The sequence below is a fragment of the Bacillus sp. Brlt_9 genome, from assembly GCF_051948935.1.
In the GTDB taxonomy this organism is placed as follows: domain Bacteria; phylum Bacillota; class Bacilli; order Bacillales; family Bacillaceae_G; genus Bacillus_A.
In genome coordinates this window covers 68,659-86,387 of sequence record NZ_JAYJLO010000008.1, presented here as the reverse complement: position 1 = coordinate 86,387, position 17,729 = coordinate 68,659, and the positions used below count along the sequence as shown (strand labels likewise).

General features: G+C 34.5%; 18 protein-coding genes, 1 pseudogene and 1 riboswitch. Of the genes and pseudogenes, 9 read left to right on the top strand and 10 right to left on the bottom strand.

Features of this window, described 5'->3' with window-relative positions; genetic code table 11:
• The first annotated feature begins 20 nt into the window (after positions 1–20).
• Both VF726_RS24805 and VF726_RS24800 read left to right on the top strand, forming a co-directional pair.
• The gene (locus VF726_RS24805; protein WP_076542076.1) at positions 21–815 is read left to right on the top strand and encodes an ABC transporter substrate-binding protein; all 795 of its coding nucleotides are present in this window, start codon (positions 21–23) and stop codon (positions 813–815) included.
• Positions 816–958: 143 nt separating this feature from the next.
• Positions 959–1,651, top strand: a complete 693-nt coding sequence (locus VF726_RS24800; RefSeq protein WP_440172845.1) for an amino acid ABC transporter permease — start codon at positions 959–961, stop codon at positions 1,649–1,651.
• A gap of 52 nt (positions 1,652–1,703) precedes the next feature.
• On the opposite strand, the gene VF726_RS24795 is transcribed toward VF726_RS24800, so the two are convergent.
• Positions 1,704–2,789 (bottom strand): fatty acid desaturase family protein, encoded by a 1,086-nt coding sequence (locus VF726_RS24795; RefSeq protein ID WP_440172844.1) that lies wholly within the window; start codon positions 2,787–2,789, stop codon positions 1,704–1,706.
• A 580-nt stretch (positions 2,790–3,369) separates the two neighbouring features.
• Between VF726_RS24795 and VF726_RS24790 the strand changes: the two genes are divergently transcribed.
• Positions 3,370–4,896 (top strand): FAD-dependent oxidoreductase, encoded by a 1,527-nt coding sequence (locus VF726_RS24790; RefSeq protein ID WP_440172843.1) that lies wholly within the window; start codon positions 3,370–3,372, stop codon positions 4,894–4,896.
• Positions 4,897–4,986, top strand: a pseudogene (locus tag VF726_RS24785) (MFS transporter); the annotation flags it as partial. It lies immediately after the preceding gene.
• Positions 4,987–5,107: 121 nt separating this feature from the next.
• On the opposite strand, the gene VF726_RS24780 reads toward VF726_RS24785, so the two are convergent.
• Both VF726_RS24780 and VF726_RS24775 read right to left on the bottom strand, forming a co-directional pair.
• Positions 5,108–5,890 carry a nucleotidyltransferase domain-containing protein gene (locus VF726_RS24780; RefSeq protein WP_440172842.1) on the bottom strand — a complete coding sequence of 261 codons (783 nt, stop codon included), beginning with the start codon at positions 5,888–5,890 and terminating at the stop codon, positions 5,108–5,110.
• Between the two features lie 119 nt (positions 5,891–6,009).
• Entirely contained in the window at positions 6,010–7,119 is a 1,110-nt protein-coding gene (locus VF726_RS24775) for a PRK06851 family protein (RefSeq protein WP_440172841.1), read from the bottom strand.
• Positions 7,120–7,268: 149 nt separating this feature from the next.
• Positions 7,269–7,381, top strand: a riboswitch (SAM riboswitch).
• An 83-nt stretch (positions 7,382–7,464) separates the two neighbouring features.
• Here VF726_RS24775 and VF726_RS24770 point away from each other — a divergent pair.
• Positions 7,465–8,097, top strand: a complete 633-nt coding sequence (locus tag VF726_RS24770) for a cyclase family protein (protein ID WP_046953743.1) — start codon at positions 7,465–7,467, stop codon at positions 8,095–8,097.
• A 27-nt stretch (positions 8,098–8,124) separates the two neighbouring features.
• Here the strand turns inward: VF726_RS24770 and VF726_RS24765 are convergent, their stop codons facing one another.
• From VF726_RS24765 to VF726_RS24740, 6 genes are all read right to left on the bottom strand, one after another.
• Entirely contained in the window at positions 8,125–8,505 is a 381-nt protein-coding gene (locus VF726_RS24765) for a hypothetical protein (protein ID WP_440172840.1), read from the bottom strand.
• A gap of 262 nt (positions 8,506–8,767) precedes the next feature.
• Positions 8,768–10,033 carry an S-adenosylmethionine decarboxylase related protein gene (locus tag VF726_RS24760; RefSeq protein ID WP_440172839.1) on the bottom strand — a complete coding sequence of 422 codons (1,266 nt, stop codon included), beginning with the start codon at positions 10,031–10,033 and terminating at the stop codon, positions 8,768–8,770.
• Positions 10,034–10,270: 237 nt separating this feature from the next.
• Positions 10,271–10,939, bottom strand: a complete 669-nt coding sequence (locus VF726_RS24755; protein WP_440172838.1) for a DUF2642 domain-containing protein — start codon at positions 10,937–10,939, stop codon at positions 10,271–10,273.
• A gap of 162 nt (positions 10,940–11,101) precedes the next feature.
• On the bottom strand, positions 11,102–11,551 hold the full coding sequence (locus VF726_RS24750) for a spore coat protein (protein ID WP_440172837.1): 450 nt from the start codon (positions 11,549–11,551) through the stop codon (positions 11,102–11,104).
• A 20-nt stretch (positions 11,552–11,571) separates the two neighbouring features.
• Positions 11,572–12,108 carry a spore coat protein gene (locus VF726_RS24745; RefSeq protein WP_440172836.1) on the bottom strand — a complete coding sequence of 179 codons (537 nt, stop codon included), beginning with the start codon at positions 12,106–12,108 and terminating at the stop codon, positions 11,572–11,574.
• A gap of 234 nt (positions 12,109–12,342) precedes the next feature.
• The gene (locus VF726_RS24740; RefSeq protein ID WP_000993177.1) at positions 12,343–12,582 is read right to left on the bottom strand and encodes a helix-turn-helix domain-containing protein; all 240 of its coding nucleotides are present in this window, start codon (positions 12,580–12,582) and stop codon (positions 12,343–12,345) included.
• A gap of 179 nt (positions 12,583–12,761) precedes the next feature.
• Here VF726_RS24740 and VF726_RS24735 point away from each other — a divergent pair, with 179 nt between their 5' ends.
• The gene (locus VF726_RS24735; protein ID WP_440172835.1) at positions 12,762–13,130 is read left to right on the top strand and encodes a hypothetical protein; all 369 of its coding nucleotides are present in this window, start codon (positions 12,762–12,764) and stop codon (positions 13,128–13,130) included.
• 195 nt (positions 13,131–13,325) lie between these two features.
• Here VF726_RS24735 and VF726_RS24730 read toward each other — a convergent pair whose 3' ends face one another.
• Positions 13,326–14,375 carry an NAD(P)/FAD-dependent oxidoreductase gene (locus tag VF726_RS24730; RefSeq protein WP_440172834.1) on the bottom strand — a complete coding sequence of 350 codons (1,050 nt, stop codon included), beginning with the start codon at positions 14,373–14,375 and terminating at the stop codon, positions 13,326–13,328.
• 331 nt (positions 14,376–14,706) lie between these two features.
• On the opposite strand from VF726_RS24730, the gene VF726_RS24725 reads away from it, so the two are divergent.
• From VF726_RS24725 to VF726_RS24715, 3 genes are read left to right on the top strand one after another with little or no spacing between them, the layout of a single operon-like run.
• A complete protein-coding gene (locus VF726_RS24725) occupies positions 14,707–15,624 on the top strand; it encodes an iron-hydroxamate ABC transporter substrate-binding protein (protein WP_440172833.1) in 918 nt (305 codons plus the stop codon).
• A 48-nt stretch (positions 15,625–15,672) separates the two neighbouring features.
• Positions 15,673–16,713 carry a FecCD family ABC transporter permease gene (locus VF726_RS24720; protein WP_440172832.1) on the top strand — a complete coding sequence of 347 codons (1,041 nt, stop codon included), beginning with the start codon at positions 15,673–15,675 and terminating at the stop codon, positions 16,711–16,713.
• Entirely contained in the window at positions 16,710–17,717 is a 1,008-nt protein-coding gene (locus VF726_RS24715; protein ID WP_440172831.1) for a FecCD family ABC transporter permease, read from the top strand. Before VF726_RS24720 ends, VF726_RS24715 begins: the two co-directional genes overlap by 4 nt.
• Positions 17,718–17,729 lie beyond the last annotated feature (12 nt).

The window sequence follows — 17,729 nt, the reverse complement described above, 5'->3', positions numbered from 1 at the left end:
CAATATATAGGAGGGGTTTTATGAAAAGAAAACTATTAACCATTGTTGCGAGTATTACCTTATGTACATCCTTCATACTAGGAGCCTGTAGCAAGGAAAGCTCTACTACTTCTTCAAATGGTGAAAAAGAATTTCGTTATGCGATGAGTGGCTTATATAAACCTTTTAACTATAAAGAAAATGACGGAAAACTTGCCGGTTTTGATGTAGAAATAGGTGAGGCACTTGCAAAAAAAATGAATATGAAACCTACTCCTATTACAAATCCGTGGGAAACACTAATCCAAGGTCTCAAAGCAAAAAAGTATGATGCAATACTCGGCAGTATGGCAATTACAGAAGAACGATTAAAAGCTGTTAATTTCTCAAATCCTTATTATCGTTCTGGCGCCCAAATTTTTGTTGCTAAAAAGAATACATCTATCTCTTCTCCAGAAGATTTGAAAGGTAAGAAAATTGGTGTTGTAAAAGCTAGTACCTTTAAAGACCTTGTTGCAAAACATACAGATCAAATTACAGAATACGATAGCGATATTACTGCACTTATGGACTTAGAGCCTGGACGTATTGACGCAGTAATTACAGATCAAATGGTTGGTTTACGTATGATCAAAGAAGGTAAATCAAATATAAAAGAAGCTGGCAAACCATTAAACCTTGATGAAATGGGAATTGCTATTCGTAAAGATGATAAAGAAATGGTTGAGAAAGTAAATAAAGCTTTAGATGAAATTATTAAAGATGGTACGTATGAAAAGATCAGTAAAAAATGGTTTGGACGTAACATTCTTGGGGAAGAGGAAAAAACGAAGTAAATTAGCTATTCAAATGTTTCATAAATTATGCCCCACTTTTTATCTCGCTATTTCTGGGCAGTAAAACTCCCAAGTAGTCCGAGATAATAATCAGTGGGGCATTTCATTCCCTACCAAAATCCATACAATATGAGGTGACACATATGTTTGAAATTTTCATGTCTACTTATCCCACACTCTTAAAGGCTACTATTATCACATTACAACTAACACTAACATCCCTATTACTCGGTTCACTAATTGGATTACTATTCGCTTTTTTTCGAATCTCTAACAATAAAGTTTTAAATAGTATTGCTCACGTATACATCGCCATTATTCGTGGTACACCTTTAATTGTTCAAATTGCCATCCTCTATTTTGGGATTACATCCGTTGTTGTTTTTACTCCTTTTTGGGCAGGAGCAATTGCTTTAGCAATCCATAACGGTGCATATATTACTGAAATTTTCCGCGGTTCCATTCAATCTATCGACCGTGGACAATTAGAAGCTGCTCGTTCTTTAGGTATGCCTTACCCTTTAGCGATGCGCCGTATTGTATTACCGCAAGCATTTCGTCAATCTCTTCCTCCTTTAGGAAATCAGTTTATTATTGGATTAAAGGACTCTTCCCTCGTTGCATACGTAGGATTGTCCGAATTATGGGGATCAGGTTTATCAATTGCAGCAAGTAACTTCCAACAACTAGATACATATATAATTGTTGGTTTATATTACCTCGTACTCGTTCTTCTATTTACTTATTTTGTTAACCTTTTAGAGAAACGATTACAAAGAAAAGAAACAAATTCAGTTCAAGTTAGTACAAAGAATAAAAAAGAAGTCTCTTTATAAGAAAAAGCAAGCCTGAGATGGCTTGCTTTTTCACTGCAAAATATATCAATTTTTATTGATTTACCTTTTTAATACTCTCTTCTTCCTCTATATGTTCCTCACGATATGAAATATTATGAGGATCTAGTCCATTTCCTAAAGAACCATAGAGATGCTCTCTATGCGGATCCACTAATTCACTTCCTTGATAATACACACGTGGTGTATTCCATAGCGCTGCCAAAGCTTTTGTCATCGGCATCTCATGATAGCGTTCCGGCCACATTTCTTTAATTTTCTCTTTTACTAACGGATAGTACTTAGAGCTCATAGCAGGGAACAAATGATGTTCTGTATGATATGAGAAATTGAAATGCAAAACGTCTACCCAGCGCGGCACTGTTACTGATAAACAGTTTGCTAACGGATCATTTACTGGAACAATTGGATTTAAGCGATGATTGGTTGCGATATATGCCATTACAATAAAGTTAGCAATTAACAATGGAATCACATATGCAAATAACCATTTTCCAGGTCCCATAATAAACAATAAACTAATCCAAACAGTCCAAGGCAAAAGAAGTTGAAGCCATACAGATTTTTGATTGGATGACTTAAACTCTTTTATAAAATGAAAGAACATTCGAGTCGAATGCAATGTAAATTGAATTGTTAGTGATAGAAAACTAAAGAATGAACGTACATGAAGAGGCATGCGATATACCCAGCTCAAAAACTTACTCTTTTTAAGCTTCTCAAGTGTAGGCCATGCATCTGGATCATTCTCTTCATGTTGTGTATGAACGTGATGCGTTGCATTATGCCACTTTCTCCAAAGTTTAGGACCTGTTGATAGTGGCATAAATGCAATCGCTCCTAAGAAATCACGAAGCCATGCCTTTCTTACAACAGTTCCATGTAAAATTTCATGCCCTAAAAACCCAAGTGAAGCAAAACACAATCCAAGAACAATCGCAATTCCTAGATTCGCCCACACATTCAATTCAAATACACCAATCGATATTAACCCCGCCAATGCCACAAGTAAATAAGCCAGTCCACCAAATAAACGAGTAGGAACTGGTTTAAATGCTTTTTTCGGCAAATGTGGTGATACACGTGCTGCATACCACCCAAACGTATGAAGCTCCTTCATCCTTTTGCCCCTTTCTTATGCCGCGCCTTGCGCAACTTACATATATCAATTCTTGCTTCCAGATTGATTTTACTAGGTGATTAAAAAGCATCTATTATAAGGAAAATATACTCACTCTATCGTCACTTATTTTTCGCTTTTATTATCAATGAAAAACATTTCTCTTTTTACTCTCTATCAACCTTTCCACATGATGAATCATATCAATAGAATTTCCACATTGTCAACAACTTTTATGACCTAGTAATAAAAGTTGGTTATATTTTTATAATTATACTTTATTTCACTAAAGAAAAAACATAGATTTTATAAGGTTTCATCCATTATGCATATACGTACTTGAACATGCTATAGACTCTATCTTATTCAAGAAATCTCGGTGTAAACAACAAATATACTCATCTAAATCTAGCTTTACACAACTCCTACCTCTTCATACCGACAATACCAAATAATTATATTAAGATAATTTTATCTTTCTTTTAAATAAAAATAGCCTCCCTCTAAAACAGTACACATGAATTTCATATCATATGGAAATATTAAAAGGAAAATTGTTCTAAATCAGGAGGTTTCCTTAATGACAAGCGATACATTTCCACAATTCCCATCATCTTATTGGATTGAATCTACTCAAATCCCGACTTTTCCCCCTTTATCTGAAAGTATAAAGACAAAAGTTGCTGTTATCGGTGCTGGTATTACAGGTATTACTACTGCCTATTTACTTGCAAAAGAAGGCATCGATGTTGTGTTAATGGATTCTGGTCTTATTTTAAACGGGACGACTGGTCATACAACAGCAAAGATAACAGCACAACATGATCTTATTTATGATGAATTAATAAATCATTTCGGTATGGAAAAGGCTGGGCTTTACTATGAATCAAATAACCATGCTCTACAATTTATTAATGAAACTGTGCAAACATATAAAATCGACTGTAATTTCTCAAATGAAGATTCATATTTATATACAACTACTGATAATGGATTAAGAAATTTATCGAAAGAATATGAAGCCTATCAAAAATTAAATATACCTTGTGACTATGTTCAATCTCTATCGATTCCAATTCCAGTACAATCTGCACTTGTCATGAAAAACCAAGCACAATTCCATCCCCTTCTTTATTTGAAAACACTTTTAGAAAAGTTTGTTGAGATGGGCGGCAAAGTTTATGAACAAACAACAGCTATGGATGTGGAAAAAGGAGATTATTCACAAGTCATTACAAAGGAGGGCCATCGTATCACTTGTGAATATGTTGTCTCTTGTTCACATTTTCCTTTTTATGATGCGAATAGCTTTTTCTTTACGCGTATGTATGCTGAACGCTCTTATGCCCTTGCAATTAAAGCAAAAACAGATTACCCAGGTGGTATGTATTTAAGTATTGATGACCCAAAACGCTCTTTACGCTATACAACAAACAATGGTGAAAAATTAATTTTAATTGGCGGAGAAAGTCATAAAACAGGACAAGGAATAAACACTATGCTTCATTATGAAGCACTGTATTCTTTTGCAGAAGCAACTTTTGGAGTAGACGAGGTTCCTTATAGATGGTCAGCACAAGATTTAATCACGCTAGATAAGCTCCCTTATATCGGACATATTAACGAAAGAAATCCAAATATATTTGTTGCAACTGGATATCGTAAATGGGGAATGACAACTGGAACTGCTGCCGCTCATTTACTGAAGGATTCTATTCTAAAAGTACACAGCCCATATAAAGAACTGTATGCACCTTCACGCTTCCATGCAAATCCAGATATAAAAACGTTCTTCTCCCAAAACATTGATGTTGCGAAACATTTAATTGAAGGAAAAATTGAAACCTCATTACGTAAGCCAGAAGATCTCGAAGTCGGTGAAGGATCTGTCGTACATGTTAACGGGAAGCGAGCAGGTGCTTATAAAGACAAAGAAGGAAAATTACATATTGTCGATACAACTTGTACACATCTCGGCTGCGAAGTTGAATGGAATAATGGTGATTGTACTTGGGATTGTCCTTGTCACGGTTCCCGCTTTTCAATTGAGGGAGACGTTCTTGAAGGTCCAGCAGATCAACCGTTAAAACGAGTTGATAATGAGTAGACAATGCAATACGACTTAGCATGGAATTTTTACTTATTCTCATTTGCGGGTCTTCTTGCAGCAATATCTGTTTTCTTTATTCCTACAAAAGAGACAAAATTGTTTTGTCTACCTGCTGACGGCAATTCATCTCCACCTGAATTGTTGGGTTTCACCCGTAACACAAATCAGATGGAGTCTTCTTGCCGAAAAGGATAAAAAGAGCACAAACTCACTTGTGCTCTTTCTCATATACTGCAAACAACATATCTCGAAACAATGTATTTAAACTCTCAATATCGATTCCTGGTCCCTTTTCAATCCCTTTTACATATTGCTCATAGTAATGAATTTGTTCTTCTAAAAATTGATTCAACACCTCAATTTTTAATCCAATATCTAATTCAGTACCTGCCTTTTTCTTTATTAACAACTGTTCAATTTCATCTAATACGCTACGTTCTAATGATAATTCTGTAATTAACCGATCAAATTCTACAGGTGGTAAAGTCTCTTTCTCCTCTAACCATTTACAAGCTAAAATAGGACGTAATACGTAGAAGTACTTTTTCAACTTTACATTCTCACCTTGCAAAAATTCACGATAATTTTTTGAAGCCATATGTAAGTAATGATATATCGTTGCTTTTGGATCAAAATCCTTTTCACTCATTTGCTGAAGTTGCTCTGGAAAATGAGAGTTTTTTGAATAAAAAATTGGTGATCGAATCCACTCGAGTAAAGCTGGATTTGACTTTGCAAATAGTTGTAATGCCTTTTTAATATCCCATCCGCTTATATCTAAATCATCACTAATCGGATATTCAATTACATCTCGTTTATCATAAATTGATAAATACCATTCTACCGGATGTATATAAACGAATCTAACATCATAATCACTATCTTTCGAGGGAAATCCCCAAGCACGACTCCCTGATTCTACTGCAAATAAAATTTTCACATCATTCTCGTTTTCAATTCTTTCTAGCTCCGCTCTAATTTTCTCTCTCATTTCATACCTCTCCATTTTTTGATTATTTCCTTGGAAATTCGACAAATATACTACTAAGTTTACTACATACTAAAATAGCTGTCAGAAAATTCCCGACAGCCTATCAAAGTTCTTTATTTTTACTTGTTCTTTTCTGTTACACTAACCGCAATTCGTTCAAACTCTTTTTGAATCTCCTCTTTATATGCGTCTACTTTCGAAAAATCCATAGCAGCAATATAAATTCGTTCTAACTTATCACGAACTGATTTTGCTTTCGCTAAGAAAGACATCGCCTCATTCATTTTTGCTTTATATTGAATAGAAACGTCGCGAATTTCGGTAGCATACTTCTCATCTGTCCCTGGTTTCACAATAAGGGCATACATATCTATAATTTCATCACCCTCACGACTCGGAAAATATTCATGTGGTGCAGTGCTATCAAAAATTGCAAACCCTAATTCTCTTACGATAACCATATCAAGACTATTTGGATCAAACCCGCAATGATATACTTCAACTTCAAATCCTTTTTCTTCTGCTGCCTTAGCTAATTTTTTGAGCATTGTTGACTTCCCAGAGCCTGGACGTCCTTTTATGAAATAACGATGTGGTAATCCTTCTGTTAAATTAGGAACAAAATCAACTGCTCCTTTCGGTGTAGCTGCCCCTAAAAAGCGATGTTTCACAAGCGATTGTTTCCCAATTTTATCTGTAAATAATTTCTGAATGAGCTGATCTGTTAGTTCATTTGCTTTATCAAAATTAATATTATCAATATATATTTTCTCCCACTCATCATGTATAACTAATGCCTCGTTAAAACGAGCGTAAGCAGCTTGAAAAGCTTTGCTTGCTTCTGAAACAAATCTTTCAATTTCCACCTTCTGCTTTCTTAATTTATCTGAATCCCAAGCAACACCTAAATTGATATATTCCTCAACAACTCCTGGCATTTTCGGCTCAATAACATGTGGTGATGTTCCATCAACAATTCCTACTTTTAACTTCGGGATAATGACACCATCAACCGATTTGTTATCAGAAGAACAGTGTAAAAATTCAATATCATATCCCTTTTCAACCCATTCACGACCTATTGCCTTAATTAAAGAAGATTTCCCCGTTCCAGGGCCACCCTTTAAAATAAATAATCTGTCTAATCCTTTTAAATTCTCATCATATAAATTATGAAATCCTCTAGCTGTATTGCCGCCAGCATAATAATTCAATACATTCCCTGTCACTGCACTCACTCCTTCGCAGCATTCTATTTACATAAGCTACAATATGCGAGCAACTTTATTTGGGTGAATACCTATTTTGTGTTGCACAGAAAAAGGAAATGAATTACAATTTTATTATCACGAAAATTCCGAACTTTAAATTGAATATGTCTTTATCAAGAGAGGCAGAGGGACCGGCCCTTTGAAGCCCAGCAACCTCAGTTTATATAAACTGAATAGGTGCTAATTCCTGCAAAATGCACTGCATTTTGAAAGATAAAACGTAACTATTGTGTGCAAAACTCATCTTTCTTGATTATGAAAGGTGAGTTTTTTATTTCAAAACATATATTGGAGGTATCTAAAGTGAAAGTAATTGACCTATCACAAACATTTGAAAACAATATGTCCCAATTCCCTGGAACACCAAAAATCAATTTAGGAGCCATTACAAGCGTCGAAGAGACAGGCTATCAAGTTACAGATTTTCATTCTGTCGTTCATGTTGGTACACATTGTGATGCTCCTGCTCATTTCATTTCAGGCGCAACGACTATTGATCAATTACCCCTAGATCAATTTGTAGGCGAAGCGGTTCTTATTGATGTAACTCATGTACAAGAACGAAAACTACCGAAAGAAGTATTACACAACGCTGACATAAAAGAAGGTGATATTGTCATTTTCCATTCCAATCTATCTACTAAATGGAATACAGAGGCGTATGAGAAAGAAGCTTTTTATCTTTCTGAAGAATTAGCTGAGGAATTAGTTCAATTAAAAGTAAAATCTGTCGGTTTAGATTTTATTTCTCCTGATGAGGTAACAACAGAAACATCACCAATTCATCACATACTACTTGGGAATAATATTTATTTAATCGAAAACTTAACAAACTTAGATGCTATTCACACTAAACGTTTCTTCTTCTCAGCGGCACCTTTAAAAATTAAAGATAGCGACGGTGCTTTTGCAAGAGCATTCGCTGTAATTTTTTAAACAAACTATACAAAAAAGCAAAGATCATCATTGACCTTTGCTTCTATTTTTTTTATTTAAATTAAGAAAGAATTGCTCAACACGAGGACGTAACCAAGCTAAATAATCTTTCTCTTTCTTCTTTGTACAAGCTATTTCTTCCCCATCTACCATTCCGACAAGCTCTAGCTCTAACAGTTGCCTCGTAAAGGCTAGTATATTTATTTCTTCGGCTGGATATTCTTCTTTTAATTTCTCCTCAATTTCCCCCAATAAAAAACCGTCACGCATCATTGCCAATGCATCAATCCAAAGTGGCGGCATTTCATATTTTTCTCCTGTAATTGTATCTTTTACAATATAATTCTTTTGCTCTTTTCGAAATTGAATTGTGTGTAAGCATACAGTCGAATTTAATGTTAATTCCATCATACCACCTCTTTCATAATATCTGCATAGAAAAAAGGATGCGCGTGCACCCCTTCTTTTTCTAACACTACCGAACCGTTACATGAATAACAAATCTCATGTCGATATTTTCCTCCATTATAAACGAAGTATTTTATAAAAAAAACCCTTCTTGAAACATTTTATAAAATGTTTATATTTACACAACAAGAACACTTTTCTGAAAAATATTTTCTTCTGCATATTATACTGTTGGTAAAAAATACATACTTTTCACTATAACTTATATCCATCTTACCCGATCATGCAGCAATCCATCTGTAAAATCATTTTCCCCCACTACAAAATCCTTCATATATAAATTTAAATATTCTCCGTACTTACTTTCTGTATTTAATAATAATTCCTCTACATAATAAGCACCTTGCTTAAAGTTATCGAACAGTAAACTACACAAGCCAGCATAAATTCCACATCCCACTTGGAAGTAAGTCGCATTCGTTTTATATTTATGAAAAACTTGACTGCTATTCATCACGTTATACATATATGTCTCGCTATTTTCATAAACGAGTAATACACCGACTAGATCCTCGCCCGCAATCTTTTCTTCGGCTGGATTAAATACTTTACGATTCCAGTTCCATAGATCTTCTACATTCTCTAAATTCTGTCTAATTATATTTGTTGTATACTCGTTAATTCGGTAAAGAAACCCAACTTCCATGTTAAAGTTTTTCCCTAAAATTAAAACTTCCTCATGTGGCATTAAACAACCATAAAACTCTTTCTCTCCCAACTTTACTTTATACTCTGAAGCATATACATCTTCATAAAAATATAGAGGACGATGATGACTCATATACATCGGATAACTCCATATCGCTTCATCTAGAAATCGCTCTACTGCCCATGAAGCATAAAGTGTATGAGGCTTTATAAGTGCTGTATCATTTAAAAATGACGTATCATGTTCTACTATATAGCATGCTTTTGGCTTTTCATTTGGACGTTCCTTCATAAGTTCAACAACCATCCACTGAACAACACCTGGATTCATACCTGAGCCTATAATTGCTTTTGTATTTGTAAATTTCTCTTTTTCCTTCTCAAACCGCGTATATCTTTCCGTAAGCTGAAAGCCAATTAAACTGTCGTCCTGATCTACTGTCTCATTTTCCAAAGCTGAATTAATATAACAAATTCCAAGTTCATTACAACAGCTTAATACTCTGATTGTATCTGCTCCTGAAACATCAATAACAACGCTCGTACCACTTTCTTTTAAATGCTGTTTAAATGTCACTACATCTTGAAGATCTATTTCGGATAAAAACAATTGCTCTTTCAAATTTGGAAACAGCTCATCATAATAAGCCCTATCTTTTTGCTTTATATCAACCAAATGAAATGTAACGTTCTTTATCGCTTCATAAATCGTGTCTTTTTCATTTACTATCGCCTGATTTAAAATTGCTAAAACTGCTTTTGCTGCTCCACCAGCACTACCAAGTAATGTAATCGATAACGAATTCGAAAACTGCTCCACCAACAAAACCCCTTTAATATATTAGTTAAGCAGTTCTCCCTCAAAAAAATAAATTGAATATACGAAAAGATGGCTCGTACATATTTTTTATAATTTTGCACAAGATTTTCTCTTCAACGGTTACACTAACTTATTTATATTCAATTCATTTTCCCCCTCATATCAAAATCGAACTAAACAAATAGGCTCGACCTTTTCTTCTGCATATAAAAGAAAAAGCCAGCCCTTTCAACCAGCTTACGGACAATGGACAGATTTTACATGTTGAATATTTACATACATTTTTGCATCACGTGCTTTTAATATTTCAATATGCCCTTCATTAATCTTCGCCATCTTTCCGATTTTATTAGATTCCTCACCTAAATCGAACACCATGATTTTGCCAGACATTTTAATAAGTTGTTCTTCAAACGTTCGAGCTAACGTAATATTTAATGGATTTACGGGGAGTTCGTTTTTATTGAGGGCGTAAGGCACTTGATTTTCTTTATACGGAATTAACCATTTCAAATGCTTTAAAGATATATATACTGTTTTGTAAACTGGGCTATAAAAAACAATATAATCGTTCATTACACTTGTAACATATCCATGTATTGGGGCATTTCCAGCTACATAAATTTCTGTAAAAATCCCTTTAGAAGTACTTAATACTTTCCTCAAAGAAATTGAAGGAGATTCTCTCTTAATTACAGAATCCACATCTGGTTTTGAGATTTCTTCATCAAATGGTCTTAAAAATTTATAATATTGTACATGGTATAAAGATATATATACGTAGTCTTGTCCATTGTAAAGAACAACGATATCATTTCCTACGTCTATTAATACTCCTTTAAATCTTTTTTCGCCAACTAATTTAACATATATATTTTCTCCAATATTTTTGTTTAACTCATTCATCTATATCCTCCTTCCTATGAATTTCTTCTTTCCTGTCTTCCATTTCTAAAAAAATAATCAGGGCAAAGTTCTGTCTTAATAGTAAGTAATTCCTTTTCATACTATCGAAATAAGAAATTGTTCTTCTCTTTCCCTCATAATGCCCCTCTTATTTATTAAACATTATTTATCTTCATTCTTTTTACATTTAACTACTTGACTCACACTCTTAATGTGAGACTTAATTACATAAATAACTTCATCGCAGTTTACTAGTGTAATACAATCATGGTGTACCTCACTTAATAAACCTTCCACACATTCTGGACCGCCACGATTAATTTTTACCCATTTATACTTCAAGTCTTTTAATATATCTAAAAAAGTATCCTCATCAGAGCAGAAACATGAACTATAGCAATCGCCACATTTACTTTCTTTCACTTTCTTAACCAGACTCTTCACATGTTTCAACTGATAATAAACTAATTCACCATGAGGTAACTGTAACGTTAAATAATCTTTGCCTAACGATACGAGCTCACCCACTCGACTTTCTGGTCCACGAAGGTTTACTTTTACAGTCTCACCAACTAAACATTTAATTTGGTCACAGCATAATACGTTCTCCAATTTCGTATCCCCCTTTCTTATTATCTTCCTCTACTTGATTGTCTTTGTGCACGAGCGCGACCTGAATTATTGCTACTGCTACTGCTACTACTTTCCTTACTGCTACTATCGTCGCTCTCATCGCTCTCTCCGCATGCTAACGCATTATAGTTAACGCTTTTAATATGCTTTACTGCAATTAATATAACTTCTTCTTTTGCAATTAATGTCACAAAATCACAAGAAACATCTTGTAAAATGCCTTCCACTTTCTCTGGACCACCGCGATTAATTTTCACCCAGCAATATTTGAAAGTTTGCAGTAGTGCTTCAAAGTCTTCTGCACATTCGCAATCTTCCCATTCGCCATCACTTGATCCACAGTCTTTCGCATTTTTTGTAATACTTTTTAGATGACTAAGTTGATAGTAATAAAGTTCCCCTTTTTCATTCTGCAATACGAAATAGTCCGGACATACTGATATTATTGTTCCTTTTTGAGATTCTGGACCACCCCTGTTTACTCTCACAAAAGATCCAATTAAGTCTTTCAAAAAATCACAATGAAATATACTCACGAGAAAACCCCTTCCATTAATTTATAAGCTTTTGCACTGATAGTATATGTATCTGTACAGGTTACGTTCTCTATGTTTGTCCTAGCTAGAAAAAAATATGCTTTTAACATGGTAGACTACTACCTATCAAAATCCCACAGAATACTTAAGGTCTTTTAATTTCGGCATCTTCGCACAAAAAAATCCCGTATGAAGATACATTTCTGCATATCTTCATACGGGATTTCCCATCGTTTAATCTTCGTCTTTAACATCCATATCTTCTGGAATTGGTTCGTTTAATATTTCTTCCACTAATTGCTTATATTTCTCCATTTGTTCTAAATGTGTATTGAATTGTTCTTTATTTAATAAATATTGCTCGCCATCAAATAGTGCGCGAACTTTCTTTTGCTGAATTAGCTCTTCAATATACGACTTTGGTAAATTCAAATACTCCGCAGCTTCTTCTACTGTTATATACAACGCGTTCATTCCTTTATTATTTTTTCCTATATACTGTATCTTACTTTATTTTTGTAAACAAATAAAAAAGATTTTGTAAATGCAATTTAAAAAGAAGGTGGATGCATTCCATATATTGTATAATAATATAGTAAGGATTTTTTAAATATAGAATGGTATTACCCATTTACACAAAGGAGAGTTAACATATGGCTACTCGTCACATCATTACAATGTTAGAAAAAACATTACAGGCTGAAACAGGAAACACAATTTCGCATTTAACTACATCTTTATCTGATCGTATTCTTTCTCAAAGCGCAGCAATACATGAAAACAATTGTTATCATACAATTGGGGAATGGTACAAAAATCATTTTTTATTCCAACAAGATGATTTCCTTTGGGCTAAATACGCTTTCTATGACGCATATTGTGAAGCTATAAAGGCACAAGGGCATCTTACAAAACGTGTCCGTCAAATATTAGAATCATTAGCTCGAATGCATGGAAAGCAGTACATTGCTTCTATATTAAATATGCCATTTCCTAACGAACGAGCTAAAGGAACAGCATAATGTAAGACTGTTCTGCGTCAGCAAAACATAGATTCATTGTTTTATAGGAGGATTTACAAATAAAACGTTCATTTCACATGAACTGATGAAACCGGTGTCATTATAATGATTGAAAATATAGTAAACAGGAAAACCCCCATTTACCTCTCTCATCATTCGAATAGAGAAGTAAATGGGGGTATACTTGTTTTTTTATTATTTCATCATCTGCTTGATCAATTCACGATTTCTCTTCTTAAATACTTCATTATGCGAAGAAACCATTCCGTACTCACTTGCATCTGGTTGAATGAATTGTTTCGCTTTATTTACAGCATTTCCAGCATCTTGGAATGCTCCCGCAATTAGGTGCAATTTCCCTTCATGCTTTAAAATATCTCCTGCAGCATATAATCCATCTACTGAAGACTCACTATTGGCATTCCCAGCAATATAATAATTATCTATAATTGCAACATCTAACTCACTATTTTCTAATAATGTAATGTCACGTTCATATCCATGATTAATAATAACTTCATCGATAGCTAACTGAGAAACCGCTCCTGTTTCGTGATTTGTTAATTCTACATATTCAATCGCTTCATGGTTATCGCCAGCAATTAATGTTGTAATCGATGTATTAAAGAAACATTCTGCAGAACTGTTCATAAGTTGTTTTACTTGTGCCTCATGCCCAGATAATTCTTCTTTTCTATATGTTAAATAAACTTTTTTCGCAATTGGTTCTAACTCATTTGCCCAATCAATTGCAGAATTGCCTCCGCCTGAAATAATGACCGTTTTATCTTTGAAACGTTTTAACGATTTAACTGTATAATTTAAGTTCGATACTTCAAATCGCTCCGCACCTTCAATTGATAACTTTTGTGGGTTTAATATACCACTTCCAGTTGCAACGATCACTGTTTTGGAAAAGTGTTCTTCTCCAGTGCTTGTTTTTAACGTAAAAATACCATCTTTATTACGAATAATTGATTCTATCTTTGTATTCAATACAACTTCTGGCTGAAATGTTAACCCTTGTTGTACAAGTTGCTCAATTAACTTTTCACCAGTAACCGGTAATAATCCGCCAATATCCCAAATCATTTTCTCCGGATAAACATGTATTTTTCCACCTAACTGTGGCTGAAATTCTATTATTTTCGTTTTCATCTCTCTGAGTCCACTATAAAAAGCTGAATAAAGCCCTGCAGGCCCTCCGCCTATCACAGTTACATCAAACAATTCTTCTCTATTCATTCGTGTCACTCCTCAGCTACTAGTTATTGATTATCATTCTCAATAAAATATAACCTGTTTCCGCAAAATTTACAATCAAAATTACTATTGACAATACACCTATATAAAATTATATTATTTAAAGAATCAATAGTGATAATCATTATCAATTTGTTAATAATTAGCAAATTTGAGATTACATCTTCTTTTATTAATATGGTTAATACTATATTATAAAATCTCATATTCAAGATTTTTAATGAATATTTTGCATTACCACTACTCATTCAAAAAGATTACAGTTAAACAAATTATTGTATACACATATCATCTATGTTAAAGGAGAAAGACGATGAAAAAGTTATTTATTTCACTAACAGTTCTTTTCGTTCTTGTTATGAGCGCTTGTAGCAATGGCTCTACAGACAAAAAGAACGATGCAAAAGGTAGTAAATCAGAAACAATTACATACCAATCTGAAAATGGTAAAGTAGAAGTTCCTGCAAATCCAAAACGCGTTGTTGTTTTATCATCATTTGCTGGTAACGTAATGTCATTAGATGTAAATCTTGTTGGGGTAGATTCATGGTCTAAACAAAACCCACGTTTTGATAGCAAACTTAAAGATGTTGCTGAAGTATCAGATGAAAATGTTGAAAAAATCGCTGAACTAAATCCAGATTTAATCATTGGTTTATCAAATATTAAAAATGTTGATAAGTTAAAGAAAATCGCTCCTACTGTAACATACACTTACGGAAAAGTTGATTACTTAACACAGCATTTAGAAATCGGTAAGTTATTAAACAAAGAAAAAGAAGCAAAAACTTGGGTTGATGACTTCAAGAAACGTGCACAAGACGCTGGTAAAGAAATTAAATCAAAAATCGGTGAAGATGCAACAGTTTCTGTTGTAGAAAACTTCAACAAACAGCTTTATGTATACGGTGAGAACTGGGGCCGTGGAACAGAAATTCTGTACCAAGAAATGAAATTAAAAATGCCTGAAAAAGTAAAAGAAAAAGCATTAAAAGAAGGTTACTACGCATTATCTACTGAGGTATTACCTGAGTTTGCTGGTGATTACTTAATCTTAAGTAAAAACAAAGATACTGATAACTCATTCCAAGAGACAGAATCATATAAAAACATCCCAGCAGTAAAAAATAATCGCGTATACGAAGCAAACATGATGGAATTCTATTTCAATGATCCACTTACATTAGATTTCCAACTAGACTTCTTCAAGAAGAGCTTTCTTGGTAAATAATACAAACATGAGGAATTCTTAATTTAAGAATTCCTCTTCCTTTATTCTATGAACAGAAAAGATGTGAAACGAATGACAAAAGATCACGATAATCCACGTTCTATAGCTTTTACGTACAAACTCATTTTGAGCATAATTGCATTCTTTCTTATTTTTATGGTGGCAATGGTATTAGGGGCTGCAGATACTTCAATAAAAGATGTATGGTTAGCACTCACTTCCTCCGCTAAAGGAGACAAACTATCTATTATTCGCGAAATTCGTTTACCACGTGAAGTAGCTGCTATTTTTGTAGGAGCTGGACTTGCTGTTTCTGGAGCAATTATGCAAGGGTTAACACGAAATCCACTTGCAGATCCTGGATTATTAGGATTATCTGGTGGAGCAAATGCTGCACTTGCGTTAACGATAGCCTTCAACCCTTCCATCAGCTATCTTTACTTAACATTTGCTTGCTTTATCGGTGCTGCAATTGGCGCAATTATGGTATTTGGCATTGGCATGGTGAAAAAAGGTGGACTCTCTCCTCTTCGAATTGTATTAGCTGGTGCTGCCGTTTCAGCATTTCTGCTTGCAATTTCAGAAGGCGTTGGCATTTACTTTAAAATTTCACAAGAGGTATCACTTTGGACTGCTGGGGGCGTAATTGGAACAACTTGGAGCCAATTAAAAGTTATTATTCCAGTCATTTCAATCAGTATCTTTATCGCTATCTTACTAGCAAAAAAATTAACAGTCCTTAGTTTCAGTGAAGAAGTTGCTATTGGACTAGGTCAAAAAATTATTGTTATTAAAACCATTCTATTTATCATTATTATCTTACTTGCTGGTGCGTCTGTAGCGCTTGTCGGAAATATGGCATTTATCGGTTTAATGATACCTCATATGGTACGCCCAATTGTTGGTCCAGATTACCGATTTGTTATACCGATGTCAGCAATTGCTGGAGCTTCCTTTATGCTACTTGCAGATACAATTGGACGTACTATTAACGCTCCGTACGAAACACCAGTTGCTGCTATTGTCGCAATTGTAGGGTTACCATTCTTCCTATTCATTTTACGTAAAGGAGGAAAAACATTCTCATGATGCAATCTATTCTAAGAAAACAACGTCTTATTATACTCGGTTTACTTATACTAACCATCACAACCATTGTAGTTGGAATGGGACTCGGTTCAGCATCTTTATCTTATGATCGACTACTCCCAACATTAATGGGACAAGGGACTTTTAAAGAGGAGTTTGTTTTATACTCTTTAAGACTACCTAGAATTGTTATTACATTATTAGCTGGTATGGCTCTCGCTTTATCAGGGGCTATCTTTCAAGGAATTACTCGAAATGATTTAGCTGAACCTGGTATTCTCGGTATCAACTCTGGGGCCGGTGTTGCTGTCGCTATTTTCTTTTTATACTTTCCAATAGATGTAGGTTCATTTCTTTACTTACTACCTGTCGTTGGATTTATCGGGGCATTTCTGACAGCTGTTCTAATTTACGTATTTTCATATAGTAAATCAACTGGACTTCAGCCGGTGCGATTAACATTAACCGGTATCGGTTTTTCATTTGCACTATCTGGAATGATGATTGTCCTTATTTCATCCGCTGATCGTATGAAAGTGGACTTTATCGCCAAGTGGATCGCCGGAAACATTTGGGGAGATGACTGGGTCTTCGTTTTCGCAATGCTCCCGTGGTTAATCGTATTAATTCCGTTCGTTTTCTATAAAGCAAATCGATTAAACATTCTAGCATTAAACGAGCCAGTCGCAATCGGCGTTGGAATTGAAATTGAAAAAGAACGCCGATACTTATTAATTGCAGCCGTTGCGCTTGCTGCTGCTGCTGTTTCCGTAACAGGAGGAATTAGCTTTATCGGGCTAATGGCTCCTCACATCGCGAAATCTTTAGTGGGTCCAAGACATCAAATCTTCATGCCTATCGCCGTTTTAATCGGCGGATGGCTATTGCTATTAGCAGACACAATTGGACGAAATATCGTTGAACCTAACGGTATCCCAGCAGGTATTGTCGTTGCTTTAATTGGTGCTCCTTACTTTATGTATTTGTTGCTTAAGAAAGCATAGAAACACCCTCAA

What these genes read in the sequence shown, in the direction of transcription:
- VF726_RS24805 (WP_076542076.1), top strand. Translation starts at nt 21, where the DNA reads ATGAAAAGAAAACTATTAACCATTGTTGCGAGTATTACCTTATGTACA.
- VF726_RS24800 (WP_440172845.1), top strand. Translation starts at nt 959, where the DNA reads ATGTTTGAAATTTTCATGTCTACTTATCCCACACTCTTAAAGGCTACT.
- VF726_RS24795 (WP_440172844.1), bottom strand. Translation starts at nt 2,789, where the DNA reads ATGAAGGAGCTTCATACGTTTGGGTGGTATGCAGCACGTGTATCACCA.
- VF726_RS24790 (WP_440172843.1), top strand. Translation starts at nt 3,370, where the DNA reads ATGACAAGCGATACATTTCCACAATTCCCATCATCTTATTGGATTGAA.
- VF726_RS24780 (WP_440172842.1), bottom strand. Translation starts at nt 5,890, where the DNA reads ATGAGAGAGAAAATTAGAGCGGAGCTAGAAAGAATTGAAAACGAGAAT.
- VF726_RS24765 (WP_440172840.1), bottom strand. Translation starts at nt 8,505, where the DNA reads ATGGAATTAACATTAAATTCGACTGTATGCTTACACACAATTCAATTT.
- VF726_RS24755 (WP_440172838.1), bottom strand. Translation starts at nt 10,939, where the DNA reads ATGAATGAGTTAAACAAAAATATTGGAGAAAATATATATGTTAAATTA.
- VF726_RS24740 (WP_000993177.1), bottom strand. Translation starts at nt 12,582, where the DNA reads ATGAACGCGTTGTATATAACAGTAGAAGAAGCTGCGGAGTATTTGAAT.
- VF726_RS24735 (WP_440172835.1), top strand. Translation starts at nt 12,762, where the DNA reads ATGGCTACTCGTCACATCATTACAATGTTAGAAAAAACATTACAGGCT.
- VF726_RS24730 (WP_440172834.1), bottom strand. Translation starts at nt 14,375, where the DNA reads ATGAATAGAGAAGAATTGTTTGATGTAACTGTGATAGGCGGAGGGCCT.
- VF726_RS24725 (WP_440172833.1), top strand. Translation starts at nt 14,707, where the DNA reads ATGAAAAAGTTATTTATTTCACTAACAGTTCTTTTCGTTCTTGTTATG.
- VF726_RS24720 (WP_440172832.1), top strand. Translation starts at nt 15,673, where the DNA reads ATGAACAGAAAAGATGTGAAACGAATGACAAAAGATCACGATAATCCA.
- VF726_RS24715 (WP_440172831.1), top strand. Translation starts at nt 16,710, where the DNA reads ATGATGCAATCTATTCTAAGAAAACAACGTCTTATTATACTCGGTTTA.